Annotated in this window: 27 protein-coding genes; 15 read left to right on the plus strand and 12 right to left on the minus strand. The window is 63.0% G+C overall.

Translation table 11 applies throughout. The annotated features are described in order from the left end of the window. Position 1: 1 nt before the first annotated feature. The gene (locus tag ACYQ0G_RS09965) at positions 2-331 is read right to left on the minus strand and encodes an SEL1-like repeat protein (protein WP_460102115.1); all 330 of its coding nucleotides are present in this window, start codon (positions 329-331) and stop codon (positions 2-4) included. 278 nt (positions 332-609) lie between these two features. Between ACYQ0G_RS09965 and dksA the strand changes: the two genes are divergently transcribed. The 7 genes from dksA to kynU all read left to right on the plus strand — a co-directional run bounded on the left by dksA (position 610) and on the right by kynU (position 6,274). After that, entirely contained in the window at positions 610-1,068 is a 459-nt protein-coding gene (gene dksA / locus ACYQ0G_RS09970) for an RNA polymerase-binding protein DksA (protein ID WP_460102117.1), read from the plus strand. 126 nt (positions 1,069-1,194) lie between these two features. Next, positions 1,195-1,563, plus strand: coding sequence for a PilZ domain-containing protein (locus ACYQ0G_RS09975; RefSeq protein WP_460102119.1), 369 nt, complete (start codon positions 1,195-1,197; stop codon positions 1,561-1,563). Positions 1,564-1,607: 44 nt separating this feature from the next. Beyond that, positions 1,608-3,071: an ABC transporter substrate-binding protein gene (locus tag ACYQ0G_RS09980; RefSeq protein ID WP_460102121.1), complete on the plus strand. Its 1,464-nt coding sequence runs from the start codon at positions 1,608-1,610 to the stop codon at positions 3,069-3,071. Between the two features lie 5 nt (positions 3,072-3,076). Then, entirely contained in the window at positions 3,077-3,565 is a 489-nt protein-coding gene (locus ACYQ0G_RS09985) for a DUF4112 domain-containing protein (protein WP_460102123.1), read from the plus strand. A 36-nt stretch (positions 3,566-3,601) separates the two neighbouring features. Then, on the plus strand, positions 3,602-4,393 hold the full coding sequence (locus ACYQ0G_RS09990; RefSeq protein WP_460102125.1) for a tryptophan 2,3-dioxygenase: 792 nt from the start codon (positions 3,602-3,604) through the stop codon (positions 4,391-4,393). Beyond that, positions 4,390-5,037 carry an arylformamidase gene (kynB, locus tag ACYQ0G_RS09995; protein ID WP_460102127.1) on the plus strand — a complete coding sequence of 216 codons (648 nt, stop codon included), beginning with the start codon at positions 4,390-4,392 and terminating at the stop codon, positions 5,035-5,037. The genes ACYQ0G_RS09990 and kynB overlap by 4 nt, the downstream gene beginning before the upstream one ends. After that, a complete protein-coding gene (gene kynU / locus ACYQ0G_RS10000) occupies positions 5,030-6,274 on the plus strand; it encodes a kynureninase (protein WP_460102129.1) in 1,245 nt (414 codons plus the stop codon). The genes kynB and kynU overlap by 8 nt, the downstream gene beginning before the upstream one ends. Positions 6,275-7,776: 1,502 nt before the next feature. Here kynU and ACYQ0G_RS10005 read toward each other — a convergent pair. Together ACYQ0G_RS10005 and ACYQ0G_RS10010 are read right to left on the minus strand one after the other, a co-directional pair. Continuing rightward, positions 7,777-8,304 (minus strand): hypothetical protein, encoded by a 528-nt coding sequence (locus tag ACYQ0G_RS10005; RefSeq protein ID WP_460102131.1) that lies wholly within the window; start codon positions 8,302-8,304, stop codon positions 7,777-7,779. 335 nt (positions 8,305-8,639) lie between these two features. Next, positions 8,640-9,248, minus strand: coding sequence for an HNH endonuclease (locus ACYQ0G_RS10010; protein ID WP_460102132.1), 609 nt, complete (start codon positions 9,246-9,248; stop codon positions 8,640-8,642). Between the two features lie 128 nt (positions 9,249-9,376). Between ACYQ0G_RS10010 and gluQRS the strand changes: the two genes are divergently transcribed. Genes gluQRS through ACYQ0G_RS10035 form a run of 5 tightly spaced genes read left to right on the plus strand, consistent with a single transcriptional unit; the run spans position 9,377 to position 12,388 of the window. Continuing rightward, positions 9,377-10,207, plus strand: coding sequence for a tRNA glutamyl-Q(34) synthetase GluQRS (gene gluQRS, locus ACYQ0G_RS10015; protein ID WP_460102840.1), 831 nt, complete (start codon positions 9,377-9,379; stop codon positions 10,205-10,207). A 9-nt stretch (positions 10,208-10,216) separates the two neighbouring features. After that, positions 10,217-10,447, plus strand: a complete 231-nt coding sequence (locus tag ACYQ0G_RS10020) for a hypothetical protein (protein WP_460102134.1) — start codon at positions 10,217-10,219, stop codon at positions 10,445-10,447. A 13-nt stretch (positions 10,448-10,460) separates the two neighbouring features. Beyond that, positions 10,461-11,039, plus strand: coding sequence for a cob(I)yrinic acid a,c-diamide adenosyltransferase (locus tag ACYQ0G_RS10025; RefSeq protein WP_460102136.1), 579 nt, complete (start codon positions 10,461-10,463; stop codon positions 11,037-11,039). A 60-nt stretch (positions 11,040-11,099) separates the two neighbouring features. After that, positions 11,100-11,972, plus strand: coding sequence for a 3-hydroxyacyl-CoA dehydrogenase NAD-binding domain-containing protein (locus ACYQ0G_RS10030; RefSeq protein ID WP_460102138.1), 873 nt, complete (start codon positions 11,100-11,102; stop codon positions 11,970-11,972). A gap of 56 nt (positions 11,973-12,028) precedes the next feature. After that, positions 12,029-12,388, plus strand: a complete 360-nt coding sequence (locus ACYQ0G_RS10035) for a hypothetical protein (RefSeq protein ID WP_460102140.1) — start codon at positions 12,029-12,031, stop codon at positions 12,386-12,388. 96 nt (positions 12,389-12,484) lie between these two features. Here ACYQ0G_RS10035 and ACYQ0G_RS10040 read toward each other — a convergent pair whose 3' ends face one another. Both ACYQ0G_RS10040 and mutS read right to left on the minus strand, forming a co-directional pair. Continuing rightward, the gene (locus ACYQ0G_RS10040) at positions 12,485-12,853 is read right to left on the minus strand and encodes a hypothetical protein (protein WP_460102142.1); all 369 of its coding nucleotides are present in this window, start codon (positions 12,851-12,853) and stop codon (positions 12,485-12,487) included. 27 nt (positions 12,854-12,880) lie between these two features. Continuing rightward, on the minus strand, positions 12,881-15,505 hold the full coding sequence (gene mutS, locus ACYQ0G_RS10045) for a DNA mismatch repair protein MutS (RefSeq protein WP_460102144.1): 2,625 nt from the start codon (positions 15,503-15,505) through the stop codon (positions 12,881-12,883). A 127-nt stretch (positions 15,506-15,632) separates the two neighbouring features. Here mutS and ACYQ0G_RS10050 point away from each other — a divergent pair, with 127 nt between their 5' ends. From ACYQ0G_RS10050 to ACYQ0G_RS10060, 3 genes are all read left to right on the plus strand, one after another. Next, on the plus strand, positions 15,633-17,897 hold the full coding sequence (locus ACYQ0G_RS10050) for an NADP-dependent malic enzyme (RefSeq protein ID WP_460102146.1): 2,265 nt from the start codon (positions 15,633-15,635) through the stop codon (positions 17,895-17,897). Between the two features lie 14 nt (positions 17,898-17,911). Further along, entirely contained in the window at positions 17,912-19,051 is a 1,140-nt protein-coding gene (locus ACYQ0G_RS10055) for an aminotransferase class V-fold PLP-dependent enzyme (protein WP_460102148.1), read from the plus strand. A gap of 128 nt (positions 19,052-19,179) precedes the next feature. Further along, positions 19,180-19,785 carry an outer membrane protein gene (locus ACYQ0G_RS10060; protein WP_460102151.1) on the plus strand — a complete coding sequence of 202 codons (606 nt, stop codon included), beginning with the start codon at positions 19,180-19,182 and terminating at the stop codon, positions 19,783-19,785. Positions 19,786-19,798: 13 nt separating this feature from the next. Here ACYQ0G_RS10060 and ACYQ0G_RS10065 read toward each other — a convergent pair whose 3' ends face one another. The 7 genes from ACYQ0G_RS10065 to lptB form a co-directional block, all read right to left on the minus strand. Beyond that, positions 19,799-20,446: an SDR family NAD(P)-dependent oxidoreductase gene (locus ACYQ0G_RS10065; protein ID WP_460102153.1), complete on the minus strand. Its 648-nt coding sequence runs from the start codon at positions 20,444-20,446 to the stop codon at positions 19,799-19,801. Between the two features lie 11 nt (positions 20,447-20,457). Next, positions 20,458-21,825, minus strand: a complete 1,368-nt coding sequence (locus ACYQ0G_RS10070) for an NAD-dependent succinate-semialdehyde dehydrogenase (protein ID WP_460102155.1) — start codon at positions 21,823-21,825, stop codon at positions 20,458-20,460. Between the two features lie 66 nt (positions 21,826-21,891). Beyond that, positions 21,892-22,593 carry a tRNA (guanine(46)-N(7))-methyltransferase TrmB gene (gene trmB / locus ACYQ0G_RS10075; protein ID WP_460102156.1) on the minus strand — a complete coding sequence of 234 codons (702 nt, stop codon included), beginning with the start codon at positions 22,591-22,593 and terminating at the stop codon, positions 21,892-21,894. 60 nt (positions 22,594-22,653) lie between these two features. Beyond that, a complete protein-coding gene (locus ACYQ0G_RS10080) occupies positions 22,654-23,097 on the minus strand; it encodes a response regulator (RefSeq protein WP_460102159.1) in 444 nt (147 codons plus the stop codon). A 270-nt stretch (positions 23,098-23,367) separates the two neighbouring features. Next, positions 23,368-24,066 (minus strand): response regulator transcription factor CtrA, encoded by a 699-nt coding sequence (gene ctrA / locus ACYQ0G_RS10085; RefSeq protein WP_460102161.1) that lies wholly within the window; start codon positions 24,064-24,066, stop codon positions 23,368-23,370. Positions 24,067-24,214: 148 nt separating this feature from the next. After that, on the minus strand, positions 24,215-25,669 hold the full coding sequence (rpoN, locus tag ACYQ0G_RS10090) for an RNA polymerase factor sigma-54 (protein WP_460102163.1): 1,455 nt from the start codon (positions 25,667-25,669) through the stop codon (positions 24,215-24,217). Between the two features lie 26 nt (positions 25,670-25,695). Further along, complete coding sequence (gene lptB / locus ACYQ0G_RS10095) at positions 25,696-26,493, minus strand: LPS export ABC transporter ATP-binding protein (protein WP_460102165.1); 798 nt, start codon at positions 26,491-26,493, stop codon at positions 25,696-25,698. Positions 26,494-26,624: the final 131 nt, after the last annotated feature.

Below are 26,624 nucleotides of genomic sequence, written 5' to 3' on the forward strand. Positions count from 1 at the left end.
ATCAGGCAACCTTGCGCTGATCCTCGATCAGCCAGCTGCGCGCGCGGCGCTGGGCCTCGTGAATTTCGCGCAGGGTCATTTCATCGGCGACGTCGGCCCGCGCCCAGGCGGCCTCTTTATGGCCGAGCGAGGCGGCGATGTTGAACCATTTGTGTGCCTCGATCATGTCGGCCGTGCACCCGTGGCTGCCCGTCGAGAGCGCGACGCCCAGATCGTAGAGCGCATCCACGCTGCCGCTATGATAGTTTGCCAGATATTCGGCGATCGTTACCAATCCCCGGTCACTTTGTTCGATGCGCCCCGCACCCCCGTCGATTGCTTTCAAAGCCATGTCCCGAACTCCCCGTATCGATTACCGGCTTGGCTGCCGGCAAGGTCCAGACTGGTACCTGATGGTCAACATATGGTTAACTTGAATGCAATTCGGGTTAACCTCCTGACCGGCCGTGCCGAAACAGTCCGGGCAAATCGCCCGAAACCCGCTTGCGAGCCCTTCGCACCGCTTCTATAGGCCGCGCTTTCGGAGGGCTGCAGGTATCGGAAATATCCGGGCCAGCGGGATGTCGGCTCACCGTGGACACGAGAGTTGGGAAGAAGGTACCACGCTCAATGGCCCCATCGGCGTCGAATGTTTCGGAAAAACTTGCACAGGCAAAGGCTGCCGTCGATCCCGATTACGTCCCATCGGACGATGAAGAGTATATGGGCGACACGCAGCTGGATTATTTCCGCGTGCTTCTGCTCGACTGGAAGAAGTCGATCCACGATGCCGCGGGGCAGACGCTGCAATCGCTTCAGGACGGACCGATCCGCGATTCCGATCTTAACGATCGCGCATCGTCGGAAACCGACTGGGGCATCGAATTGCGCACCCGCGACCGCCAGCGCAAGCTGATCGCCAAGATCGATGCTGCCCTGCGCCGCATCGATGCGGGCGAATACGGCTGGTGCGAAGTGACGGGCGATCCGATCGGGCTGCGCCGCCTTATCGCGCGCCCCGTCGCCACCATGACTGTCGAGGCGCAGGAAGCGCACGAGCGGCGCGAGAAGGTTTCGCGCGACGATTGACGCGGCCTCGCTGCGGGTTTGGCAGGCGGGTTAACATATAAGGTTAACCGCTGTTTATCTTTTCGGCCGCAGCCTGTATCTGGCTGCAAGCCGAAGGATACCATTCACTGCTCAATCGAGGCGAAGATGATTCCTGCCACCGACAAGCGAAATGAGAAACGCGACAGCGTGCTGATGATGGCCCAGCTCCGTGTGGAGGGCGCCGGTAGCAGCGAAAAGGTCAAGATCCGCAACTTGTCCAATTCCGGCATCCAGGTCGAAGGCCCTGTGCTTGCCACGGACGGGCAGCGGGCCGTCGTCACGATCCGGCAGATCGGCGATGTGGGCGGCGTGGTTACCTGGACGAAGAGCGCGCGAATCGGCATTTCCTTCGACGAGCCGATCAATTCGGGCGCGGCGCGTACCAGCCTCGTCGGCGACATGCCCGAAGCACCCCGTTATGCCCGCGCCGCGCTGACGCCGCGCGAAAGTTACGGAAAGCCGCGCAGCGTCTGACCCGTTCATCTTGCGTGTGCCTGCCGCGCTGCTAGGTCACACGCATGCTCCGTCATTCAGCCCTGTTATTGCTCGCCGCGCTCGTGGCATCCTGCGGCGGGGGGACGGATGATGGCCTGGTCAGGGTCGCCCATATGGGCGATGCGGCCTCGCTTTACGCGACCGGGCCGGAGTTGTCCTCCGGCGCACAGCTGCTCCATGCGGCGCAGCAGCAGGGTCTCGTCAGGTTCAATGAGGCGGGAGAGATCGTCCCCGGGCTGGCCGAACGCTGGATCGTCACCGATGACGGCCGCAGCTATATCTTCCGCATCACCGAATTCGATCTGCCCGACGGCACCCGACTGACCGCGCGCGCCGTCGCCGATGGGCTGGAGAAAAGCATCGCCCGGGTGAAGGGCACCAGCCTCGCCCTCGACCTCGCCAAGATTTCGGAAGTGCGCGTGATGACCGGTCGCGTCATCGAAATCCGCTTGCGCAGTCCGATGCCCGGTTTCCTGCATCTTATCGCGCAGCCCGAACTGGGTGTTGCCCTTGCCGAAGGGAATGCAGGGCCGATGCTTGCCGAACGCGAAGGCGATGCCACCATCCTTGCGCCCATTCCGCCCGAACTGCGCGGCCAGACCCAGCGCAGCGACTGGCTCGAACTGGTCGACCGGGTCCAGCTGGCGCCCTATGCCCCGCGCGATGCGGCGCAGGCCTTCGAGAAAGGGCAGGTCGATCTCTTGCTCGGCGGGCGTCTCGAAACGCTTCCGCTCGCCATTACCGGGGCGCTGTCGCGCGGCACCGTCCGGCTCGATTCGGCGATCGGCATGTTCGGGCTCGACGTTCTGCGGCCCGAGGGCTTTCTTGCCAGTCCCGCCAATCGCGAGGCGCTGGCGCTCGCGATCGATCGCCCCACACTGGTGGAACAGTTCAATTTGTCGGGCTGGACCGGCTCGAACCGCATCGTAGGCGCCGCCATGGCGGGTGACGACGGCAGTGTGGGTGAGCGCTGGACCGGCCTCTCGCTCGACCAGCGCCGTGCCGAAGCTGCATCCCGGGTGCGGCAGTGGCAGGGAGAAAGCGGCAGCGCACCGACCGTATCGGTCTATCTGCCGGAAGGGCCAGGGTCGGATTACCTTTTCGCTGCCCTGGCCGAGGATCTGTCCTCGGTCGGCGTGGCGCTGCTGCGCGCCGCGGACAGGGATCTTGCGGACCTGGCCCTGCGTGACAGCGTGGCGCGCTATGCCGGGGCTCGCTGGTTCCTCAACCAGTTCAACTGCGCCTTCGCGGCTCCCGTCTGCTCGGCGGATGCGGATTACCTTGTCGAACTCTCGCTCGATGCGGCCGATGCGGCGGAAGAAGCTTCCTATCTGGCGGAGGCCGAGCAGACGCTCACCGCCACCAATCTCTACATCCCGCTGGGCACGCCGATCCGCTGGTCGCAGGCCCGCGCCGGGGTAGAGGGCTTCTCCGAGAACGGCTGGGCGGTGCATCCCTTGTTCCCGCTGTCGAAAGCCCCCATTTAAGGGCAATGGACGACAGACGCCTTACTCCGATCGACCCGCAGCCCCGCCAGGACGAAGGCTTCGGACCGCAAGGCGCCACCGGACCGCAAGGCACCGCCGGCCCGCTGCGCTTCGATTTTCCGGGCGGACGCGACCCGCAATCGATCCGCCGCCGGATCGAAGCCATGGAAATCATTCTCGAACGATCGATGACCCTGCCGGGCACCAATTACCGGATCGGCCTCGATACCATCATTGGCCTTGTGCCGGTGCTGGGCGATCTCGTGACGGCGGCCATGGGCAGCTACATCGTCTGGGAGGCGCGCAATCTGGGCCTGCCGAAATGGAAGCTGTGGCACATGGCCGGGCGCATCGGTTTCGATACGGCGATCGGCGCCGTGCCGCTGGTGGGAGACGCCTTCGACCTCGTCTACCGGTCGAATACCAAGAATTTGAAGACCATCCGCAGGCATCTCGACAAGCATCATCCCGAAACGAAGGTCATCGACCAGTAGTTTGCTTGTCCCTCGCCGCGCGCTAGGGCTGCGCGCATGGCTTCCGATATCACCTATTCCAGCTATCTCGATCTCGACCGCATCCTGTCGGCGCAGCACCCGTCGTCCGATGCGCATGACGAGATGCTGTTCATCATCGTCCATCAGGCCAGTGAGCTGTGGCTCAAGCTGTGCCTCCATGAACTGACCGAAGCGCGCGAATGCATCCGCGAGGATCGGCTGCGCCCGTCGTTCAAGATGCTGGCCCGAGTGGCCCGCGCACAGGGGCAGCTGATCCAGAGCTGGGACGTGCTCAGCACCATGACGCCGCATGATTATTCGACCATCCGCCCCTTCCTCGGCGGGTCGAGCGGGTTCCAGAGCGCGCAATACCGGATGATGGAATTCCTCCTCGGTGGGCGTAACCCCGACATGATCACCATGCACGAGGCGACGCCCGAGGTTGCCGCGGGCCTGCGCGAGGAACTGACCCGCAAGAGCATCTATGCCGAAGCGATCGCCCTGCTGGCCCGGCGCGGGCTGGATATCCCTGCCGAAGTGCTGGAGCGCGACCATGGCAGCGCGTGGGAGCATGTGCCCGCAGTGGAGGCGGCATGGGCCGAAATCTACCGCGACCCCCAGGAATATTGGGACCTGTACGAACTGGCTGAAAAGCTGGTCGATCTGGAATACCATTTTCAACGCTGGCGCTTCGGCCATTTGAAGACGGTCGAACGGATCATCGGCTTCAAGAAAGGCACCGGAGGCACGCCCGGCGTGCCCTATCTGGCGGGCGTGCTGAAAGCGGCCTTCTTCCCCGAACTGCTGAGCGTGAGGACGGCATTATGAGTTCCTGGAAGAGCCAGCGCCGCCTGTGGGACATCAGCCAGACCCTGCGCCCGGCGCTGCCCGTCTGGCCCGGCGATACCGAATTCGGCTTCGAGCGGACATGGCGGATGGACGAGGGTTCGCCTGTCAATGTCGGCAAGATGACCATGAGCACGCATTCGGGCACCCATGCCGATGCGCCGCTGCATTATGCAGAGGACGGGCTGGATGCCGCCAGTATGGAACTCGATCCCTATATCGGCACCTGCCTGGTGGTGGATGCGCGCGGCGTGAAGGGCGAGGTCGACGTGGCGGACCTGCCGCATATCGACAGCGTCGACCGCGTGCTGTTCCGCACCTGGGACGTGTTTCCGCATGACGAATGGCGCAGCGACTGGCTGCCGATTGCCGCCGAAACCATCGAATGGCTGGCGCTGCAGGGCGTGAAGCTGATCGGCACCGATGCGCCCAGCGTCGATCCGCAGGAGAGCAAGACCATGGCAGCCCACAAGGCCGTGCTGAAACACAATATGCGCATTCTGGAAGGGCTGGTGCTCGATGATGTGCCTGAAGGGCGGTACGAACTGATCGCCCTGCCGCTGAAGGTGGGCGGCGGCGATGCCGGCCTGTGCCGCGCGATCCTGCGGGAGCTGGCCGATGACTGATCCGACTGGCGCGCGCGCGCGCATTCTCGATGAAGGCGATTCGCTGGCCCACTATCGCGATCGTTTCGACGTGCCCGACGGCGTGATCTATCTCGACGGCAATTCGCTCGGCTGTCTGCCCCGCGCCACGCCCGCGCGGCTGGAACAGGTCGTGCGGGAAGAATGGGGCAATGATCTTATCCGCAGCTGGAACAGCGCGGGCTGGATCGATATGCCCAAGCGTGTCGGCGCCAAGATCGCCCCGCTGATCGGCGCGCAGCCGCATGAAGTGATCGCGACCGACAGCGTATCGGTAAATCTGTTCAAGCTGATCTCCGCCGCGCTGGCCATGCAGGCCGGAAAGCATGGGGCTGGCCGCAAGGTGGTGCTGAGCGAACCCGGCAATTTCCCGACCGATATCTACATGATCGAAGGGCTGGAAAAGCAGGGGCTGGCCGAACGGCGGCTGGCCGACCGCAATGCCATGATGGATGCGCTCGGCGATGATGTTGCCCTGCTGCTGCTGACCCATGCGCATTACAAGACGGGCGAATTGTTCGACATGCCCGCGCTGACGAAGGCTGCGCACGATGCGGGCGCGCTGGTGCTGTGGGATTTGTCGCATTCGGGCGGCGCACTGCCGGTCGATCTGAACGGGGCGCAGGCCGATTTCGCGGTCGGTTGCGGGTATAAATATTTCAACGGCGGGCCGGGGGCTCCGGCCTATGCCTTCGTGGCGGAGCGGCATATCGAAACCACGCAGCAACCGCTCAGCGGTTGGATGGGCCATGCCGCGCCCTTCGCTTTCAGCGACGATTACCAGCCCGCTCCGGGGGTGGAGCGGCTGATGTGCGGCACGCCGGGCATCTTGGCGCTCGCCGCGCTGGAAGTGGGCGTGGATCTGATTGCCGAGATCGGGATCGAGCCGCTCTATGCCAAGTCGCAGCAACTGTCCGAATTCTTCCGCCAGTGCCTTGGCGAAAGCGGGCTCGATCTGGAACTCGTCAGCCCGCAAGATCCGGGCGCGCGCGGCAGCCAGCTCTCTTTCCGGCACAAGGAAGCCTATGCGATCTGCCAGGCGCTGATCGCCCGCGGCGTGATCGGCGATTTCCGCGATCCCGACATCCTGCGCTTCGGCTTTGCACCCGCCTATCTGCGCTTTGCCGACATGGCCGAAGCGGTCCGCCATCTGAAGGAAGTGCTGGAAACCGGCGAATGGCAGCGCGAGGAATTCCGCGAGCGCGCGGCGGTTACCTGACCTTCGCTTTTGGGCGAAAGCTGGTATGCCGCTTTGGGTTTCGTAACATGAAGAGCTAGCGTTAACTGAGCCGCCCTAAACTGCGCGTGCGTCAATAATTGAAAGGCCGAATCGTAATGCGATACTCCAAGTGGAAGCTCTTGGGCTGGATGGCGGTCGCAGTGGCGACAACGTCATCCGGATCGGCTCAGGCCTGCAGAATCTCCGTTTCTCCAGCCTTTGAAGACATCGGCTATGCCGATGTCGTCGTGATCGGTCGCATAGCCAACTATCGAATCGTCCGCGACGAGGTATTCCGCAAAAGGATGCTCGCAGCACCCGGCCTAGCCCCAGAAACGCGGAGGATATACGAGGATCCCACGCAACGCTTGCTCTCCGATTACGCGCGTTTCGACATTCAAGTTGACGAGGTTCTCATGGGTCCGGTCCAGGGTAACCTTTCGGTCACGTGGGATAACTCGACGTTCGGGGAACCAGACCAAATCGCGCCCGGGCGCTACTTGATTGCGCTGCGTCGGGCGAGCTCGGCTGCCCCTCCATTGCGCGGCCCTAGCGCCACAGTCTTACCTGACCCCGACCCACGCGCCTTGACGCTTCTCCAAGCGCCCTGCTCAGCTGCGTTCATCTATGAGGCTGAAAGCGAAGATGCTCGTACTATCCAGAGTATACTAAACGCGCAGCGGAGGTAGCCGAGAAGCGGTATCGTCGTAGGGTTTGGGGAACGCTTTCCAGCTCAACGACTTCCGCAATGGGGTAGCTTACGGAATGTAGGGTTTCGTCGTCATTGCACCTAAAAGCAGACTGACCGCTGTCGGCCCCGTTCCTGCCAATCTGCGAAGCGCCTTCATTCAGGCTGTTCAGAATTTCCGTTCGGATGCCTGAAAGCGGACGGGCAGCTTTGCTCCGGTAATGAACATCGCGAATGTCCGATTATGGACGGAAAGCGGACAAGCCTGTTTAGGCTGGCTCCTGCCCATTCGAATAAATCACATCGCCTTTGCGGCGAAATGCAATCTCGACGAACCCGGCACTTCTTATAGCGCGTCCCGCGCGACTGGCACATGCTTCGGCACCTTTCGCCACCACCAAATCCACCCGTCGTGCTTTGTCTGCCAGGTCCGTCATCCATTCTGAAAGCTGCTCTCTATCGACGAGCATATCTTGGAGCTGAAACAGACATTTCGCTCCGCTACTATCGACGAATACCGGGTAGCCGGCCGCCAATTCACGGGGAGCATATGTGAAATTCGTGGAGGTGGCGCAGCCAGTAAGGCCAAGTGCCAAAAGGCAACAAAACGACTTCATCGCTGGCTTGATAACAAGTAACAGAGAGTCCGCAATTAGAGGCTTCAGCGGACATTACTCCCTGGCCTCATTCCTCCAGCTCGACGTCCCTACAGAGCCAGTCCCGCCAAGCCTCGTGCAAAAAGGCCCGGGAGTGCGGCTTGCGCTCCCGGGCCTCTCGCTTTCAGGCGGGGGCAGGGCTACCCCCTTGAACCTGTTTAGTCGGCATCAACCGCTACACTGGCGGCCATCGGCACGTTGTCGGCAGCATCGCCGATCTGCTTGGCGACCTTTTCATAGGCTTCGGCATTATGCTCGGCCACGGTCATGATGACTTCGCCCTTCTTGTCGAGCAGCACGGCTTCTTCGCCCGAACCCAGCGGCGCGAGGCGCACGATCAGCGGGCGCGGCGAGAGGAAGCGGTTCGATCCGTTCGATCCATCGACCACGGCCCCGATGCCGCCGCCCATCAGGACGTTGCCCAGAGTGGCTGCGCCGGCCTTGCTCCATACGAGAACCGACGTCGGCTCGTAGCCTTCGCGTACGATATCGACGCGGCTGGACGTCTTGCGCGGCATCACCAGTTCGCACGGCGTGGTGCAGCTGCGACCATCGAGGAAGGTCGCCTGTGCGCCGTCCGGCGTGGTGTCGATGGCATAATCGAGATTCGGCCCGTTCACGACCGTTGCGCAGCCCGAAAGACCCACGGCCGCAATGGCCGCAAGTGCGGTATAATATTTCTTCATGATTTCCCCTGTTGGTAATGACCCCTGCCTTCAATCGAAGACAAACGGATTTTTACTACGGGGTTTTTCTTTGTCGATAGGAATTCGTTGCAAAACGTGAAATAGAAACGCTATTCCAATGAAGCGTTGGGGAAAGAGCGCCCGGTCGCAGGTCGGTGGCGGAGAAAAGCCACTGTCCTACACGCTCATGCCTATGCCATTGATGGCGCATGGCCCGGCGCATCCCCCTCTCTTCGATTGCCTTTACGGGGACGGCACGCGCCCGGAGTTTTTTTGCCCAGGACTGTGCTCCAGGTGCTCCATCATTCAGGCCCGCATGGGCGAAGCTGAACGTATCACTCCTCCAGTTCGATGTCCCAGTAAAGCCAGTCGCGCCAGGTTTCGTGGAGGTAGTTGGGCGGAAACTGGCGGCCATGCTGTTGCAGCTGCCAATGCGTCGGCCGGATGGGTTCGGCATAAAGGCTCATGCCCGCCTGTTTCGGCGTGCGGCCGCCCTTCTTCATGTTGCAGGGCGCGCAGGCGGTGGCGATGTTCTCCCACGTGGTCTTCCCGCCAAGGCGGCGCGGCACGACATGGTCGAAGGTAAGGTTCGTCATCGAACCGCAGAACTGGCAGGCGAAGCGATCGCGCAGGAACAGGTTGAAGCGGGTGAAGGCCGGGAATTCGGACGGCTTCACATACTGCTTCAGCGCGATCACGCTGGGGATCTTCATGTCGAGATTGGGCGAATGCACCTCGCGGTCATAGGTCGCGATCACATCGACCCGGTCAAGGAAGATCGCCTTGATCGCGGTCTGCCACGGCCACAGGCTCAGTGGGTAATAGGACAGCGGCGTGTAATCCGCGTTCAGCACCAGGCTGGGGCAGGATTGCAGATTGCGCGTCGGATCGCCTTCGGCACTGCGAAAGCTGGCGGCTCTTTCAAGCAGTTCGGCCCTGAACACGTTGCGTCCTCCCGATACTCCTGTTCCGGATACATCCACTTGCACGGCAAAGCGTCAAGTGTGTTACGGACAGGATTTCCACAGACTTGTCCCGTTGATCTGCCGATCATGCGGGCTAGAGTATGAATATGGTCGTTACGCGGTTCGCCCCCAGTCCGAACGGATCGCTGCATCTGGGCCATGCCTATTCTGCCATTCGCGCGCACGATATCGCGGCGACACGCGGTGGCCGCTTCCTGCTGAGGATCGAAGATATCGACGGCGAACGCTCGCTGCCCGAAAAGGCGCAGGAGTTCCGCCGGGACCTCGCCTGGCTGGGGCTGGAATGGGAAGAAGTGCCTGCGCAATCGACCCGGCTCGCCAGTTACGAAGAGGCTGCGCAATCGCTGCTGCGCCGGGGCTTGCTCTATCCCTGCAGCTGCACCCGCAAGGAAATCGCCGCGCTGGAACCCCGGCTCGGGCCGGAAGGCGCGATCTATCCCGGCACCTGCAAGGGCCAGCGACTCGATCCGGAAAAGCCTGCGGCGCTGCGGCTCGATGTCGACCGGGCCATGGCGGAAGTGGGCGAGCTGGTGTGGGAAGACGAGGTCGCGGGCGCGCATGTGGCCGATCCCCGCGCCTTCGGCGATGTGGTGCTGGTGCGCAAGGATGCGCCTGCCAGCTATCACCTTGCCGCCACGCTCGACGATGCGGCCAACGGCGTGACCTTGGTGACCCGCGGGCAGGACCTCTACGCAATGAGTCACATCCACCGCCTGCTGCAGGCGCTGCTCGGCCTGCCGGTGCCGAGCTGGCACCACCATCCGATCCTGCTGGACGAGAATGGCGAAAAGCTGGCCAAGCGGCGCAATTCGCCGAGCCTGGCCGATCGCCGCGAGGCGGGAGAGGATGGCCGCGCGCTGGCGGACCGGCTGCGGCGCGGCGAATTCCCCGCTGGCATTACGCTGGCGAGTGCCTAGATAGGGATCATGAACACCTTTCTCGTCATCCTGCTGATCGCGGCCATGGCCATGGTCCTTCTCTCGCTGGTGCGCGGCGTCGTCGCCTTCCTGCAAAGCACCAAGGTGGATCTCCAGACCGGCGAACAACAGGACGCGACGGAAATGCAGTTGCGGCAGAACAAGGCGATGATGGCCCGCGTGAAGTGGCAGGCCATCGCGATCCTGATCATCGCCGTGCTGCTCGGCGTCGCGACCTGAATTTCGCCGCAGCGTGGTAAAGCTCAACAAGATCTACACCCGCACCGGTGACGATGGGACCACGGGCCTTGTCGATGGTTCGCGCCTGCCCAAGCACGCGGCGCGGATGGAAGCGATCGGCGCGGTGGACGAGGCGAATTCCGCGCTCGGCCTCGCTGCGGTCTCGCTGAAAGAGACTGCCTTTGGCGAAGCGCTTTACCGGATTCAGAACGACCTGTTCGATCTGGGCGCCGATCTCGCCACTCCGGCAGAAGAGGGTGCCGATTTCGCCCCTTCCGAAATGGTGCTGCGCATGGTCGCCGCGCAGGTCGAATGGCTTGAAACCGCGATCGACGAACTGAACGCCAGGCTCGAACCGCTGACCAGCTTCGTGCTGCCGGGCGGAACGGAGCAGGCGGCGCGCGTCCATGTCGCACGGGCCGCAGCCCGCCGCGCCGAACGCGCGATGACTTCTATGGCGGCGGTCGAACCGACCAATCCGCAGGCGCTGGCCTATATCAATCGCCTGTCCGACTATCTCTTCGTCCTCGCCCGCGTGGCGAATGACGATGGCCGCGGCGATGTGAAGTGGATCCCGGGCGCTAACCGCTAGCCAAGCCCCGTTCCCCCCGCTAGACGCCGCGTTTTGCTGCACATGCGAAGGGATTTCTCGATGAGCAAGACAATCGCCATCATCGGCGCGGGCCAGATGGGCTCGGGCATAGCGCAGACGTTCGCCCAGAACGGGATGGACGTGCTGCTGGCCGATGTCAGCCTCGACAAGGCGGAAGACGCCGTCGGCAAGATCGACAAGTCGCTGGGCAAGCTCGTCGGGCGCGGCAAGATCGAAATTGCCGACGCCGAAGGTGCGATGAAGCGCATCACGCCGGTCGGCGATTACGAGCGGATGGGCGAAGCCGAATTCATCATCGAGGCGGCGACCGAGAAGGAAGAGATCAAGCAGGCCATCTTCGAGAAGGCTGGCAAAGTGCTGGGTCCCGATGCGATCATGGCGTCGAACACCAGTTCGATCCCGATCACGCGCATGGCCAACTATTCGCCCGATCCGGCCCGCTTCATCGGCCTGCATTTCTTCAATCCGGTCCCGGTCATGGGCCTGATCGAAGTCATTCCAGGTCTCGCCACGGCGGAAGTGACGACCGAACGCACCCGCGCTCTCGCCGAAGCGCTGGGCAAGGAAGTGGTGCTGAGCCAGGATGAACCGGGCTTCGTCGTCAACCGCATCCTGTTGCCGATGATCAACGAGGCGGTGTTCGTGCTGGGTCAGGGGACGGCCGGTATCGAGGATATCGACAAGGGCTGCCGTCTTGGTCTCAACCATCCGATGGGCCCGCTACAGCTGGCCGATTTCGTCGGCCTCGACACCTGTCTCGATATTCTCATGGTGCTCTACAAGACCACGCGCGACAGCAAGTACCGGCCTGCGCCGCTGCTGGTGAAATATGTCGAGGCTGGCTGGCTGGGTCGCAAGACCGGGCGCGGTTTCTACGACTATTCCGGCGAGGAACCCGTTCCGACGCGGTGAGTGATGGGAACAGCCTGCGAGGCCCGCTCGTTCATGGGCAAAGGAGATTTTACGCCATGAGCGATAACAAGACCAACACTCCCGTCGGCGAAAGCCAGGAAGCGCGGCAGACGGGCCTCGCGCCCGAAACGCATAATGACGAGCAGGACGATCACCGCAATCAGGCGCAGGAAGTCGCCGAAGAAGCGAAGGGCGTGACGACCGAAACGCGGTCACCCACGGAAAGCGGGAAGGGCGATAACAAGTCGGGCCTGATGGGCGATTCCACTCAGGACACTATCGACCACATGCGCGACATGGAAAGCTCGGGCCGGATCGATATGGATGCCTATAAGGGCGAGCCGAACCACGACGATAATGTCGATAAGTACGGCAAGGAACATAAGCCTGATGGTCTGCGTGGGGACGGCACCTAAACGCTTGAGCTTAAGCAGTACGATAGGCGGGCCCGTTGTATATACGGGCCCGCCTTTTAGTGTGCCGAATCCAATGCCCTGGAAAGCGAGGGTGGTTCAGTAATCGTCGGGAGAACTCAGGACGCGTCCTTCGGTATCTACGAGCAGTTCAGGCGGGATCTCGATACGTTGCCCGGGCCCTTCTGGCCCGAAATCGGACGTTTCGTCCTCGGTGTTTCCAGCTTCTGAGTACCAACTGTCGAGATCAGGGTCAACGCGATCGCTGGGGCCTGAATATACGTGTTCGCTTTCGCGCACTATAACCGGCGGCCCCATATCCGATGGAGGGGGAGGGCCGCTCTCGCTTCTATACGCCGCGTAATCCTGGTTGCCGGCATCGGGGAAGAAGCTCTTCGCGGCGAAGAGGAGGGCTCCAAGGCCCACCAGCATTCCCGCGATCCAGTAGAAAGTGGTGCGTAGCGACATAGCCCGCGAACCCTAGCGCCCGAATGGTTAAGAACTGCTTTTCGCAGCCTCGGCCTTGAGGCGGTAGAGTTCATCCAGCGCTTCGCGAGGGGAGAGGGAATCGATGTCAAGCGCCTCCAGCGCATCGCGCAGGGTATCGCATTTCTCTTCTTCCGCTTGGGCGGTCGCGGCGAACAGGGGTAGATCGCCCAGACCTGCGGCCAGCCCGCCCGTTTCTGCGCGGCCTTTTTCCAGCTTGTCCAGCACCGCCTTGGCGCGCTTGATTACCGGCGGCGGGACGCCCGCCAGCTTGGCGACGGAGAGGCCGTAACTGCGGTCCGCTGCGCCTCTCGCCAGTTCGTGGAGGAGGACGAGATCGCCTTTCCATTCGCGGGCGCGGACATGGTGGAGGCTCAGCGCATCGCAGGTTTCGGCGAGGCGCGAGAGTTCGTGATAATGGGTTGCGAACAGACAGCGGCACTTCAATTGTTCATGCACAGCCTCGACGACGGCCCAGGCGAGGGCCATGCCGTCGTAGGTGGAGGTGCCGCGGCCCACTTCGTCCAGAATCACGAAGCTGCGATCGGTTGCCTGGCTGAGAATTGCGGCGGTTTCGACCATTTCCACCATGAAGGTGGAGCGGCCCCGCGCGAGGTTGTCGGAGGCGCCAACCCGGCTGAAAAGGCGGTCTGCGATGCCCACTTTGGCGCTGGTTGCGGGGACGAAACTGCCCGCCTGGGCCAGCAAAAGGATGAGCGCATTCTGCCGCAGGAAGGTCGATTTGCCGCCCATATTGGGCCCGCCGATGAGCCATAAACGTTCCGAAAAACCGACCGAACAGTCGTTTGATCGGAACCGATCACCCGTCGTGATCAGCGCCTGCTCCACGACCGGGTGCCGACCGGCGACGACTTCGAGGCAAGGTTCGTCCAGCATTTCCGGCTGACACCAGTCGCCTTCCGCAGCCCGTTCGGCGAGCGCTGCCGAAACATCGATCCGGGCCAGCGCGGCGGCAGTCGCGGCGATGGCTTCGCGGCTGGCGACCACTTCGCCCACCAGCGTTTCGAAATGGGCATCCTCCGCCGCGAGGGCATGGGCGCCGGCTTCGGCAATGCGGCTGGCTTCTTCGTGGAGGCCGATCGAGTTGAAGCGCACCGCACCGGCCATGGTCTGGCGATGGGTGAAGCCGCTGTCGGCCGCCATCAGCTTGTCGCCATGCTTGGCGGGTACTTCGATGAAATAGCCCAGCACCTTGTTGTGCTTGATCTTGAGCGAGGGGGTACCGGTCTCGTCGCGATATTTCGCCTCGAGCGCGGCGATGGCCTTGCGCGCATTGCCGCTGGTTTCGCGCAAGGCATCGAGCGCGTGATCGTAACCGCCCGCGATGAAGCCGCCCTGGCTGCGTTCGGTCGGCGGGGAGGGGACCAGCGCGCGGCCCAGATGATCGACCAGCGCGCCGTGGCCGCCCAGCTTTTCAACCGCATGCGCCAGCAGGGGCGGTAGATGCGTGGCGGCGGAGAGCATGTCGCGCAGGCGCCGCGCCTCGGTCAGGCCATCGCGGATCTGGCCAAGATCGCGCGGACTGCCGCGCCCGGCCACGATGCGTCCCAGCGCGCGCCCGATATCGGGGGCCTGCCGCAACACGGCACGGATATCGCCGCGCAGCAGCGGATCGCCGTGGAAATGCTGCACGCTGGCAAGCCGTTGTTCGATGGCAGCGCGATCGGCCAGCGGCGCGGAGAGGTCCTCTGCCAGCTGGCGGGCCCCGGCACCGGTGGCACAGCGATCGACGCAGGCGACCAGGCTTCCTTCGCGCCCGCCGGTTTGCGCGGCAAGGATTTCCAAGCTGCTGCGGGTGGCGGCATCCATCGCCAGATGCGCTTCGCTCCCCCGCGCCACGGGTGGCAGCAGGAACGGCAACTGCCCACGGCCGGCATGGTCGAGATAGGCGATCAGTCCGGCAGCCGCCGCCAGCATGGGGCGGGTAAAATCGCCCAGCCCATCCAGCGTGGCGAGGCTGTGAATATCCTTCAGCCGTGCCTCGCCAACCTCGCTGCGGAAATCGTGGCGCGGGCGCGCGATCACATCGGCAGGCGCATCGTCCCAGTCTTCCGGCCCCACCACCTCGCTCGCACCCAAGCGGGCGAGCGCGGCATCGAGGCGGTCGGGCGCGCAGTATTCCAGTTCCATCCGCCCGGTGGAGATATCGCAGGCGGCAAGGCCGACCCCGTCGCGCACCGGCCCCACCGCGACCAGCAGATTGGCCCGCCGTGGTTCGAGCAGGGCTTCCTCGGTCAGCGTGCCCGCGGTGACGAAACGCACGATATCGCGCGATACCAGCGCCTTCGACACCGGCTTGCCTTCGCGCTTCGTACGCTCCTTCGCCTCGTCGGGCGTTTCGGTCTGCTCGGCAATCGCCACGCGGCAGCCGCCCTTGATCAGCCGCGCGAGATAGCCTTCCGCCGCATGGACGGGCACGCCGCACATGGGCACCGGCTGCCCGCCATGTTCGCCGCGCGTGGTCAGCGCGATGTCGAGCACTTGCGCGGCCACCCTGGCATCGTCGAAGAACAGTTCGAAGAAATCGCCCATGCGATAGAACAGCAGCGCATCGCCCGCCTCTTCCTTCAGCGCGAGGTATTGCTGCATCATCGGAGTGGGTGAGTCGGCCATGGGCCATGCCGTAGCGGCCCGCTTTGCGATTCGGGAAGCGGCGCGGCGGGTGTTTCCCCTATGACTTCGCGCAAAATCCCCTTAGGGGCGGGCACGACACATCGGAAACCCGCCCAAAAGGACAAGCATGGCCGACGAAAAGCAGAACGGTTTCAACACGCGCGAAGCGTTGTTCTATCACGAAACGATCCGTCCCGGTAAGATCGAGATCGTTGCGAGCAAGCCCATGGCGACCCAGCGCGATCTGGCGCTGGCCTATTCGCCCGGCGTTGCGGCCCCGGTCGAGGCGATTGCCGCCAATCCCAAGGATGCGGCCCGCTATACCGCCCGTTCCAACCTCGTGGCGGTGATTTCCAACGGTACTGCGATCCTGGGCCTGGGCAATCTGGGCGCCCTGGCGTCGAAGCCGGTGATGGAAGGCAAGGCCGTCCTGTTCAAGCGTTTCGCCGATGTGGATTCGATCGATCTCGAGCTCGACACCGAAGATCCCGAAGCTTTCATCAATGCCGTGGCGCTGATGGAACCCAGCTTCGGAGGCATCAATCTGGAAGATATCGCCGCGCCGGAATGCTTCATCATCGAGCAGGCGCTGCGCGAAAAGATGAACATCCCGGTGATGCATGACGACCAGCACGGCACCGCGATCATCGCCGCCGCCGGCCTGATCAACGCCTGCCATGTGACGGGCCGCGAGCTGAAGGACTGCAAGATGGTGGTCAACGGTGCGGGCGCATCTGCCCTCGCCTGTACCGCGCTGATCAAGGCGATGGGCATTCCGCACGAAAACGTGATCGTGTGCGACCGCTCTGGCCCGATCACCCCGGGCCGCGCCGATGTGGACCAGTGGAAGAGCGCGCATGCCGTGCCCACCGATGCCACCACCTTGGAAGAAGCGCTGCAGGGCGCGGACATCTTCCTGGGCCTGTCTGCCGCCGGTGCGCTGAAACCCGAATGGGTGGCCAATATGGCCGATCGCCCGATCATCTTCGCCATGGCCAATCCGGTGCCGGAAATCATGCCCGAAGATGCCAAGGCCGTGCGCCCCGATGCGATCATCGCCACCGGGCGCAGCGATTATCCCAACCAGGTCAACAATGTGCTGGGCTTCCCCTTCATCTTCCGCGGCGCGCTGGACGTACAGGCCACCGCGATCAACGAGGAAATGAAGATCGCCGCCGCCCGCGCGATAGCGGAACTGGCGCGTGACCGCGTGCCCGAAGAAGTGGCCGCCGCATACGGCGTGGTCCACCAGTTCGGCGAGGAATACATCATCCCTGCGCCCTTCGATCCGCGCCTGATGGAAGTGGTGTCCTCTGCCGTCGCCAAGGCCGCGATGGACAGCGGCGTGGCGCAGGCCCCGATCGAGGATTTCGACGCCTATCGCCATGCGCTGAAGGCCCGCCTCAACCCCACCACCGGCGCGCTCACCAATATTTACGGGCAGGCCAAGGCCAATCCCAAGCGGATGGTGTTTGCCGAAGCCGAGGAAGACGTCGCCCTGCGCGCCGCGATCCAGTATCGCGACTATGGCTATGGCGAACCCATCCTGGTCGGCCGCACCGAGAAAGTGCTGGCGAAACTGAAGGAACTGGGCGTCGACGATCCGAGCGACTGGATCATCGAGAACTCGAACCTGTCGGACAAAGTGCCGGCGATGAACGATTATCTCTACAAGCGCCTGCAACGCCGCGGTTATACCGAGCGCGACGTGCAGCGCATGGTGAACCAGGAACGCAACGTTTTCGCCGCATTGCTGGTGGCGCTGGGCCATGGCGAGGGGATGATTACCGGCCTCACGCGCACCTATGCGCAGACCGCGCGCGAAGTGGCCCGCGTGATCGATCCGAAACCCGGTGCGACGCAGTTCGGCATCCACATGATGATCGGCAAGAACCAGACCACCTTCCTGGCCGACACCACGATCAACGAACGCCCGAGTGCCGCCATGCTGGCGCATATCGCGCGCGAGACGGCTGCCGTGGCGCGCCGCATGGGCCATGAACCGCGCGTTGCCTTCCTGTCCTATTCGACTTTCGGCAATCCGAGCGGCCAGTGGCTCAACAATCTGCGCGATGCCGTGGCGCTGCTCGATGCGGACGATACGGTCGACTTCGAATATGAAGGCGAAATGGCCCCCGATGCCGCGCTCAACCGCAAGGTGATGGATCTCTATCCGTTCAGCCGCCTGTCGGGGCCTGCCAATGTGCTGATCATGCCGGGTCTGCAATCGGCCAATCTGTCAGCCAAACTGCTGCGCGAACTGGGCGGCGAAACCATGGTCGGCCCGATGATGATCGGCAGCGAAAAGCCCGTGCAGATCGCGCCGATGACCGCCATCGCGCCCGACCTGCTGACGCTGGCCGTGCTGGCCAGCGCCGGAGTGGTGGGCTGAGGGAGAACGAAGCGATGAGCATTGCCGATCAGCGCCATCGCTTCACCATCCCGGACGATGTCCACTATCTCAACTGCGCCTATATGACACCGCTTTCCCGCGAGGTGAGCGGTGCCATGGTGGAGGGCGCGCGGCTGAAGGAACAGCCGTGGAATTTCCGCCCCGCCGATTTCTTCAGCACTGCCGAAGCTTTTCGTAAGCGGGCAGGGCGGCTGGCGGGGGTTGCGCCCGATACCATCGCAATCGTGCCCTCGGTCAGCTACGGGCTGGCCGTGGCGGCGGCCAATCTGCCGCTTGCCGCCGGGCAGAATGTGGTCACGCTGGGCGATCAGTTCCCCTCCAATGTCTATGTCTGGCAGGAAAAGGCCAGGGCCGTCGGCGCGCATGTGCTGACGGTGCAGCGACCTTCGCAAAGCTGCTGGAGCGATGCGGTGCTGGACGCCATCGGCCCGGATACGGCCATCGTTGCGGTGCCGCATAATCACTGGGCGGACGGGCGCGTGGTCGATCTGGTGGCGGTGGGCGAAAAGGCGCGGGCGCATGGCGCGGCGCTGGTGCTCGACCTGACGCAATCGTTGGGGGCGATGCCGCTGGATTTCGCGGCGGTGCAGCCCGATTTTGCTGTGGCCGCCTGCTATAAATGGCTGATGGGGCCTTATGGCATCGGCATGCTCTATGTCGATCCGAAGAACCATGACGGCGTGCCGATCGAACATAACTGGATCAACCGCGCGGGCTCGGAAGATTTTGCGCGGCTGGTCGATTATCGCGATGATTTCCAGCCCGGCGCGCGGCGCTTCGACATGGGCGAAAAATCGAACGCCCCGCTCTTGATGGGCGCAGGCGCGGGGTTGGATTTCCTGATGGAATTCGGGATCGATGCGATTGCCGAAGAGCTGGGCCGCCGCACCGAGGCGATCGCGCGCGAGGCGCAGAAACTGGGGCTGACCTCCGCCCCCATCGGCACGCGCGCGCCGCATTTCCTCTCGCTCGGTTTTCCCGACGGTGTGCCGGACGGGCTGACCGAAAAGCTGGCGCAGCGGAAGGTGCATGTCTCGATGCGCGGCACCTCGCTGCGCGTGACGCCGCATCTGTATAACAGCGATGCGGATAGCGGCGCGCTGCTGTCGACCTTGCGGGAATGCCTCGCCTGAACGAAGCGCGGACCCGGTCTGTCGAACGAAATTCCCCCAGTTCATCCCATGGCAAGCGCGGTGGCGGCTATGGGCCTTTCCCCCACAAGGTGGGGCACGTGCAGGGATCGCACACGAAAGGACGAAGAATGAAAAAAGCACTCGCACTCGCCGTGATCGGCGCCGGAATAATCGCCACGCCTGCCATGGCGCAGGACACGCGCGCACCCGGCGGCCTCTATGTCGGCGTGCTCGGCGGCTATGAAGGCGTCGATGTTGATTCGGCGGACGGTACCGCCACGGCCAGCGTCGACAGCGCGGTTTACGGGATCAATGCCGGTTACGACCTCAGCCTTGGCGGCGCCTTCGTCGGCGTCGAGGGCGAACTGTCCACCAGCGATGGTTCGACCAGCTTTCCCGACAGCTTCGGCGGCGCCCGCGAAGGGCTGGAAACCGGCGGACAGTATTACATCGGCGCGCGCGCCGGTTTCGCGCTGACGCCCGGCATCGCGGCCTATGGCAAGGTGGGCTACACCGCGCTCGACACCAAGGCGTTTACCGACAGCGGCTCATTGGACGAGCTGGAGAAGAATACCGACGGCATCCGCTATGGCGCCGGGCTGCAGGTACAACTGCCCGGACCGCTGGAAGGCCGGCTCGAATACCGCCGCTCGGAATATAACGATCTCGCCGATGCGGGGCAGGGCGATGCGACGACCGACCAAGTCGTGGCCGGCGTCGCGCTTCGCTTCTAAAGCTTAGATCGGATCAAAACGGCAGGGTCTTGCCGGTATAATCGACATAGGCGTAGCCACCGCTCGCCTGCTCGATCACATCGGCGAGGCCCTTTGCGCTTTCCTCCACCGTAATCTTGGCATTGGGGCCGCCCATGTCGGTCTGCACCCAGCCCGGGTGGAGCGAGCGCACGGTGACACCGGCTTCCTTCGCCTCCTGCTCGGCAATGCCCTTGGCCAGCATGTTCTGCGCGGTCTTGCTGGTGCGGTAGAGTTCATAACCGCCCGAACTATCCTCGATCGACCCCATCAGCGAGCTCATGAAGGACAGCGAGCCGCCCTTTTTTATCTGCGGCAGCAGCGCTTTGCCGAGATGCGCCGGGCCGAAGGCATTGGTCATCATCACCTTGGCCACTTCATCCGAGGTCGCCTTCTCGCTCGACTGGTGCTCGGCGCCGGTGATCCCGGCATTGACGATCACCGCGTCGAATTCGCCATCGACCGAGAAAGTCGAGGGGTCGGTGACATCCACCGTCTCAACCGCAACATCCTCCAGCGCGTGAAGATCGTCGCCCTTCGAGCGTTCAGTGCCGGTGACCTGCCAGCCGCGCGCCTTGAATTCCTTGGCGAGGCCAAGACCGATGCCGCGCGATGCGCCGACGATGAGGATATGTTTGCTCATTGAATGTCTCCTTACGCCGGGTGGACCAGCGTTTTCAGGTTCATGAATTCATGGAGGCCGAATTCGGCCAGCTCGCGGCCGTGGCCCGAACGTTTGATGCCGCCGAAGGGCGCCTCGATCTTGGAGCCGTTGACGCCGTTGAACGTGGTCATGCCCGCCTCGATGGCGTTGGCGAAATGCTCCTGCTCGCTTTCGTCCGTGGTCCACACGGCAGAGCCGAGGCCGAAGGGAATGGCGTTGGCGATGGTCGTCGCCTCGTCGATATCCTTCGCCTTGTAAAGCTGGCCGACGGGGCCGAAGATCTCGTCCGTGCCGGTTTCGCTGCCCACGGGCACATCGGTCAGCAGGCCCGCGTTCATCCAGGCGCCGGGCTTGTCGATCTTTTCCGCGCCGAACAGCAGGGTGCAGCCTTCCTTCTTCGCCTTGTCGACCTGGTCCAGCACGGTATCGCGCTGGCCCTCGCTCGACAGCGGGCCGAGGCCGGTGTCCTCATCCATCGGATCGCCCAGCTTCACATCCTTCAGCGCCTGAATGAAACGCTCGGCGAAATCGTCATAGATATCGGCGTGGACGATGGTGCGCTTGCCGCAGATGCAGGACTGGCCATTGTTCTGGATGCGCGCGGTCACGGCGTCCTTTACCGCCTGCTCCATGTCGGCAGAGGGCATCACGATGAAGGGATCGCTGCCGCCCAGTTCCAGCACGACCTTCTTCAGGTGCTTGCCCGCCTGCTGCGCCACCGCGCTGCCTGCGCCTTCGCTACCCGTCAGTGTGGCGGCGACCACGCGCGTATCGGCAATGACATCGCCGATCGGATCGGAGGATACGCACAGGTTCTGGAACAGGCCCTCGGGGCCGCCGGCCTCGACAACCAGCTCTTCCATCCGCTGCGCCACGCCCTGCACGATGCTGGCATGTTTGAGCAGGCCGACATTCCCGGCGAGGATAGTGGGGGCAAGGAAACGGACGACCTGCCAATAGGGGAAATTCCACGGCATCACGGCCAGCACCGGGCCCTGCGGCAGCCAGCGCGCCTCGGCGCGGCCACCATCGGACAGGTCCCAGAATTTCGATTCGAGCATCGGCGGGCCATGCTCGGCATAATAATGCAGCAGGCTGGCACATTTCTCGACCTCGCCGCGTGCCTGCGAAATCGGCTTGCCCATTTCGGTCACGGCGAGCCTGGCCAGTTCTTCCTTATTGCTTTCGTAAAGATCGCCGAGCGCGGAGAGCAGCCTGGTGCGCTTATCCAGCGAAGTGGTGCGCCAGTCGCGATAGGTGCGTGTCGCAGTCTCGAGCTTGCGGTCGATGCCGTTCTCATCGAGGGTTTCATATTCGGCGATAATTTCGCCGGTTGCGGGATTGGTTGTGGTGATCACGGGGGAGTGCCTTTGGCTTGGGGTTACACCCAACCAATCGCCACGCCCCCCGCCGCGTTCCGGGCGCTATTTCCGGCGGAAGCGGAAATACCACACTTCGTGGCCATAGGTGTGGCGCGCCTTGTGTTCATAGCGCGTTTCGCACCAGCCCGAGGGGCGGTTTTCCCAGCTGTGCCGGTCTTCCACCACCCATTCGAATTCGTCGGAGAAGCGGCGCATCACCATCAGCGCATGGCGCAGGTAAACCGCGTGATCGGTGCCGAAACGGAATTCGCCGCCGGGCTTCAGCTTGTCGGCAATCATGCGCACCGGGCCATCGTTCATCATCCGGCGCTTGGCATGCTTGTTCTTGGGCCAGGGGTCCGGGTGGAGCAGATAGACCATGGTCAGCGCGCCGTCGGGAACGCGGGCGAGGGCTTCCAGCGCATCGCCATGCTGGATGCGGACATTGGCAAGGCCGCCGTCGCGCACATGGGTCAGCGCCTGCGCCACGCCATTGACGAACGGTTCGGCCCCGATGAAGCCGTGATCGGGCAGCATGTCGGCGCGATAGGCCATGTGTTCGCCGCCGCCGAACCCGATTTCGAAATGCAGCGGCCGGTCGAAACCGAACAGCCTTTCCGCCGTGACCGGACCTTCGGCGGGAACGGCGATCTGCGGCAACAGCTTGTCGACCAGTTCCTGCTGCGCGGCGCGCAGCGGCTTGCCCTGGCTGCGGCCGTAAAGCCGGTTGAGCGTGGTCGGATCGCCTTCCTTGAATGCTGACATGGGCAGGCGCGCTAGGCCAAGCGGGCGGCGCTTGTCCAGTGTGTCGTTTCGCCGGTGCAGTCAGTTCATCTGCATGGCGAGCCGCGGACTCGGAAAGTTGATCGCCATGCGAAGATTTGGCTGTGCGCGATGATGCACGTGCTCGATCACTTCGACCAGCTTCTGCGGCATGAAGGGCTTGCGCACGATGCGGTCGGGATGAACGCCTTCGATACGTGCGGCGATATCGTTGATATCCCAGCCGGTGACGAGGATGGTACGCGTGGCCAGATGGCGCAGCTTGATCTCGGCAATCAGTTCGAGGCCGTTGCTCTCTCCCTCGAGATCGAATTCGAGAACCAGGATGTCGGGCTTCTGGCTCTGCACCAGCTCGATCGCATCCTCGGCGCTTCGCACGCAGCCGATCACGTGAAAACCGGCCGCGCTGAAAGTCTCGGCCATCATGAAGGCCAGCGCGCGATCCGCTTCCGCAATGGCAATCCGTGGCACGCTAGAGACCTTCATCGCTTTCCTCTCCACACGACGAAAACCACCGGGCGCCATCGAGTGGACGGTGCCCTGCGGTTTTCTTGAGAAGTTATATCCGTTGCCCACGAGGAAACTCGCAGTTCAGCAAAAATATTCAATTACGGAAGAATACGGAGTATGGTTAATCAAGCGTAAGGCCGCTCGAAACCTATAGCTTCGAGCGGCCTTACGTTTTTGGGTTAACGCGCGTTAACTATTTAACGGGTGCCGGATCAACCCCCGATCCGTGAACCTGTTCAAAGTAGATCAGGCTGCTTCGGCCTCTTCTTCTTCGTCGTCGCGCAAGACGTAGCCGCGACCCCATACGGTTTCGATGTAATTTTCCCCGCCGCAGGCATGGCTCAATTTCTTGCGCAGCTTGCAGATGAAGACGTCGATGATCTTCAGTTCGGGTTCGTCCATTCCGCCATAAAGGTGGTTGAGGAACATTTCCTTGGTCAGCGTGGTGCCCTTGCGGAGCGAAAGCAGCTCCAGCATGGCGTATTCCTTGCCCGTGAGGTGGACCCGGGCGCCATCGACTTCGACGGTCTTTGCATCGAGGTTCACCGCCAGCTTGCCGGTGCGGATGATCGACTGGCTGTGGCCCTTCGAGCGACGCACCACGGCATGGATGCGGGCGATCAGCTCCTCACGGTGGAACGGCTTGGTCACGTAATCGTCGGCGCCGAAACCGAAGCTGCGGATCTTGCTGTCCATCTCGGCAACGCCCGAGAGGATCAGGACCGGCGTCTGCACCTTGGCGACGCGCAGTTTCTTGAGCACGTCGTAACCGTGCATGTCCGGGAGGTTGAGGTCGAGCAGGATGATATCGTAATCATACAGCTTGCCCAGATCGAGGCCTTCTTCGCCAAGATCGGTCGAGTAGACATTGAAGCCTTCGGTGGTCAGCATGAGCTCGATCGCTTTTGCTGTGGTCGGCTCGTCTTCGATCAACAGTACTCGCATGGGAGGCCCCCTTGCCCTGATTTACCCTGGCTTGTCCCCATCCGGAAAAAAGCCCAGTCCCGTGTTACCCAGATCAGGTGTGAATGGAAAAGGTTAAGACGAGGTAAAAGTAGCGCATGCGGAATGCAACCGCGGGCAGGTTGCCCGGTCAAAGGGTACGCAGTTTCTTCGACCTTCTGCGCTGGGCGGACGACCCGATCCCGATGGCTTCGCGATATTTCGCCACCGTGCGCCGCGCGAGATCGAATCCCTCCTCGTTCAGCATATCGGCAAGCTTCTGGTCCGACAGGACCTTCTTGGGGTCTTCGGCATCGCAAAGCGCGCGGATGCGGGCTTTAATGGCCTGGCTGCTGGCGCCTTCGCCATCGGCCGCGGCAACCCCGCTGGAGAAGAAATACTTCATCTCGAATGTGCCGCGGGGGCAGGACAGATACTTGTTGCTGGTCACCCGGCTGACCGTCGATTCGTGCATCTCGATCTTCTCCGCCACTTCGCGCAAGGTGAGCGGGCGCATGGCCGAAACGCCTTCGCGGAAAAAACCTTCCTGCCGGGTAACGATTTCGGTCGCGGTCTTGAGGATCGTTTTCTGGCGCTGGTCCAGCGCGCGAATCAGCCAGTCGGCTTCGCCAAGCTGTTCGTTGAGCCAGGCGCGCGAAGCCTTGTCGCGCGAACCGGCTTCCAGTTCGACGTAATAGTCGCGATTGACCACCAGCCGGGGCAGACTCGCTTCATTGATGCGGATGTGCCAGCCGCCCCCATCGGCGGGTTTCACGATCACGTCGGGGACGATCGCGGTTTCGGCATCGCCGCCATAGCGACAGCCGGGCTTGGGATCGTAGCTGCGCAATTCCGCCAGCATGTCGGCGAAATCTTCCTCGTCGACATCGCACAGCCGCCGCAGCCGCGCGATATCTCCGCTAGCCAGCAGGTCGAGATGGTCGATCAGCCGCGCCATGCAGGGATCGTAACGATCGGCCTCGCGCGCCTGCAGCGCCAAGCATTCGGAAAGGTTGCGCGCGCCGACTCCGGTGGGCTCCAGCGACTGGACCAGTGTCAGCGCCCGCTCCACCTCGGCCAGCGGGGCACCGAGATCGTCGCTCAATTCGCGCAGCGAAGTGTGGAGATAGCCCGCTTCGTCGAGTTCGTGGATGATGCGCCCGGCGATAAGCCCTTCGCGGGCGTCATGCGCCAGTGCGCCGATCTGCCCGGCCAGATGTTCGGCAAGGGTCAGCTCGCTGCGCGAGCGGTTTTCCAGATCGGGCAGCTCTTCGCCGCCGCTTGCCAGGCCGCCCGCCTGTGCCCAGTCGCCGCGATCGGCGGGGGCGGCCTCCGGATCACGCGCGTAATCGGCAATGTCGAGGGCGGTCTCGCCGTCGAAATCGGGCGTCGATTCGTGTTCGCTGGATGCAGCCTCGGGCTGATCGGCACCCTTTTCGTGGCGCAGTTCGCCCACTTCGAGCAGCGGATTGCTTTCCAGCGCCTCGGAAACGAAGCTTTCGATTTCGAGATTGGACAGCGCCAGCAGCTTGATCGCCTGCTGCAGCTGCGGCGTCATCACGAGGGATTGGGTTTGCCTTAGGTCCAGCCTCGGGCCAAGCGCCATCGTCTATCTCCGGGCGCCGTCCGCGATCACAGGGTGAAATTCTCGCCGAGATAGAGCCGCTTGACGTTCTCGTCCGCCACCAGCGCTTCCGGCGTCCCTGCAAACAGGACCTGCCCGCCATAGATGATGCAGGCGCGGTCGACGATTTCCAGCGTCTCGCGCACGTTGTGATCGGTGATCAGCACGCCGATGCCGCGGGTCTTCAGATCCTTCACCAGATCGCGAATGTCGCTGATCGACAGCGGGTCGATCCCGGCAAAGGGTTCGTCCAGCAGCATGATCGACGGCTTGGCCGCCAGCGCGCGCGCGATTTCGGCACGGCGGCGTTCACCGCCCGATAGCGCCATGGCCGGGCTTTCGCGCAAGCGGGTGAGGCCGAATTCGTCGAGCAGGCGGTCCAGTTCGGCGGCGCGCGTGTCCTTGTCAGGCTCGACCATTTCGAGCACGCAGGCGATGTTCTGTTCCACCGTCATGCCGCGGAAAATGCTGGTTTCCTGCGGCAGATAGCCAAGGCCCAGGATCGCGCGGCGATACATCGGCAGGCGCGTTACATCCTCGCCATCCATCAGGATGCGGCCGGCATCGGGCCGGACCAGCCCCATGATCGAATAGAAACAGGTCGTCTTGCCCGCACCATTGGGGCCGAGCAGACCGAGCACTTCGCCCTTGCCGACGCTGAGCGAGATATCAGTCAGCACCTGCCGCTTGTCATAGCTCTTGGCGATCGAGATGACTTCCAGCCCACCCTGCGGGATAGGCGGCGCGGCATCATGGACGTCTACATTGTCCGGGCTGATCACGTCTTGGTCCATGGTGATTGCCATAGCATGCGGTCCGGTTTGTAAAACCCCCGAGCGAAGTCTGCCGCAAACAATGCTGCGAATAGTTCGCCACGCCCCAAGAATAGCGGTTTTTCGAGACGCTTGCCTTAAGGTCACAAATTTGAAACTATGCC

The organism is Qipengyuania triglochinis (assembly GCF_054655615.1).

Bases quoted from the DNA above. Each gene is read 5' to 3' on its own strand.
- ACYQ0G_RS09975 (WP_460102119.1), top strand. From the start codon at position 1,195: ATGATTCCTGCCACCGACAAGCGAAATGAGAAACGCGACAGCGTGCTG.
- ACYQ0G_RS09980 (WP_460102121.1), top strand. From the start codon at position 1,608: ATGCTCCGTCATTCAGCCCTGTTATTGCTCGCCGCGCTCGTGGCATCC.
- ACYQ0G_RS10005 (WP_460102131.1), bottom strand. From the start codon at position 8,304: ATGAAGAAATATTATACCGCACTTGCGGCCATTGCGGCCGTGGGTCTT.
- kynB (WP_460102127.1), top strand. From the start codon at position 4,390: ATGAGTTCCTGGAAGAGCCAGCGCCGCCTGTGGGACATCAGCCAGACC.
- ACYQ0G_RS10040 (WP_460102142.1), bottom strand. From the start codon at position 12,853: ATGTCGCTACGCACCACTTTCTACTGGATCGCGGGAATGCTGGTGGGC.
- ACYQ0G_RS10050 (WP_460102146.1), top strand. From the start codon at position 15,633: ATGGCCGACGAAAAGCAGAACGGTTTCAACACGCGCGAAGCGTTGTTC.
- ACYQ0G_RS09985 (WP_460102123.1), top strand. From the start codon at position 3,077: ATGGACGACAGACGCCTTACTCCGATCGACCCGCAGCCCCGCCAGGAC.
- ctrA (WP_460102161.1), bottom strand. From the start codon at position 24,066: ATGCGAGTACTGTTGATCGAAGACGAGCCGACCACAGCAAAAGCGATC.
- lptB (WP_460102165.1), bottom strand. From the start codon at position 26,493: ATGGCAATCACCATGGACCAAGACGTGATCAGCCCGGACAATGTAGAC.
- ACYQ0G_RS10065 (WP_460102153.1), bottom strand. From the start codon at position 20,446: ATGAGCAAACATATCCTCATCGTCGGCGCATCGCGCGGCATCGGTCTT.
- ACYQ0G_RS10030 (WP_460102138.1), top strand. From the start codon at position 11,100: ATGAGCAAGACAATCGCCATCATCGGCGCGGGCCAGATGGGCTCGGGC.
- ACYQ0G_RS09990 (WP_460102125.1), top strand. From the start codon at position 3,602: ATGGCTTCCGATATCACCTATTCCAGCTATCTCGATCTCGACCGCATC.
- ACYQ0G_RS10035 (WP_460102140.1), top strand. From the start codon at position 12,029: ATGAGCGATAACAAGACCAACACTCCCGTCGGCGAAAGCCAGGAAGCG.
- ACYQ0G_RS10060 (WP_460102151.1), top strand. From the start codon at position 19,180: ATGAAAAAAGCACTCGCACTCGCCGTGATCGGCGCCGGAATAATCGCC.
- dksA (WP_460102117.1), top strand. From the start codon at position 610: ATGGCCCCATCGGCGTCGAATGTTTCGGAAAAACTTGCACAGGCAAAG.
- gluQRS (WP_460102840.1), top strand. From the start codon at position 9,377: ATGGTCGTTACGCGGTTCGCCCCCAGTCCGAACGGATCGCTGCATCTG.
- mutS (WP_460102144.1), bottom strand. From the start codon at position 15,505: ATGGCCGACTCACCCACTCCGATGATGCAGCAATACCTCGCGCTGAAG.
- rpoN (WP_460102163.1), bottom strand. From the start codon at position 25,669: ATGGCGCTTGGCCCGAGGCTGGACCTAAGGCAAACCCAATCCCTCGTG.
- ACYQ0G_RS10020 (WP_460102134.1), top strand. From the start codon at position 10,217: ATGAACACCTTTCTCGTCATCCTGCTGATCGCGGCCATGGCCATGGTC.
- kynU (WP_460102129.1), top strand. From the start codon at position 5,030: ATGACTGATCCGACTGGCGCGCGCGCGCGCATTCTCGATGAAGGCGAT.
- ACYQ0G_RS09965 (WP_460102115.1), bottom strand. From the start codon at position 331: ATGGCTTTGAAAGCAATCGACGGGGGTGCGGGGCGCATCGAACAAAGT.
- ACYQ0G_RS10055 (WP_460102148.1), top strand. From the start codon at position 17,912: ATGAGCATTGCCGATCAGCGCCATCGCTTCACCATCCCGGACGATGTC.
- trmB (WP_460102156.1), bottom strand. From the start codon at position 22,593: ATGTCAGCATTCAAGGAAGGCGATCCGACCACGCTCAACCGGCTTTAC.
- ACYQ0G_RS10080 (WP_460102159.1), bottom strand. From the start codon at position 23,097: ATGAAGGTCTCTAGCGTGCCACGGATTGCCATTGCGGAAGCGGATCGC.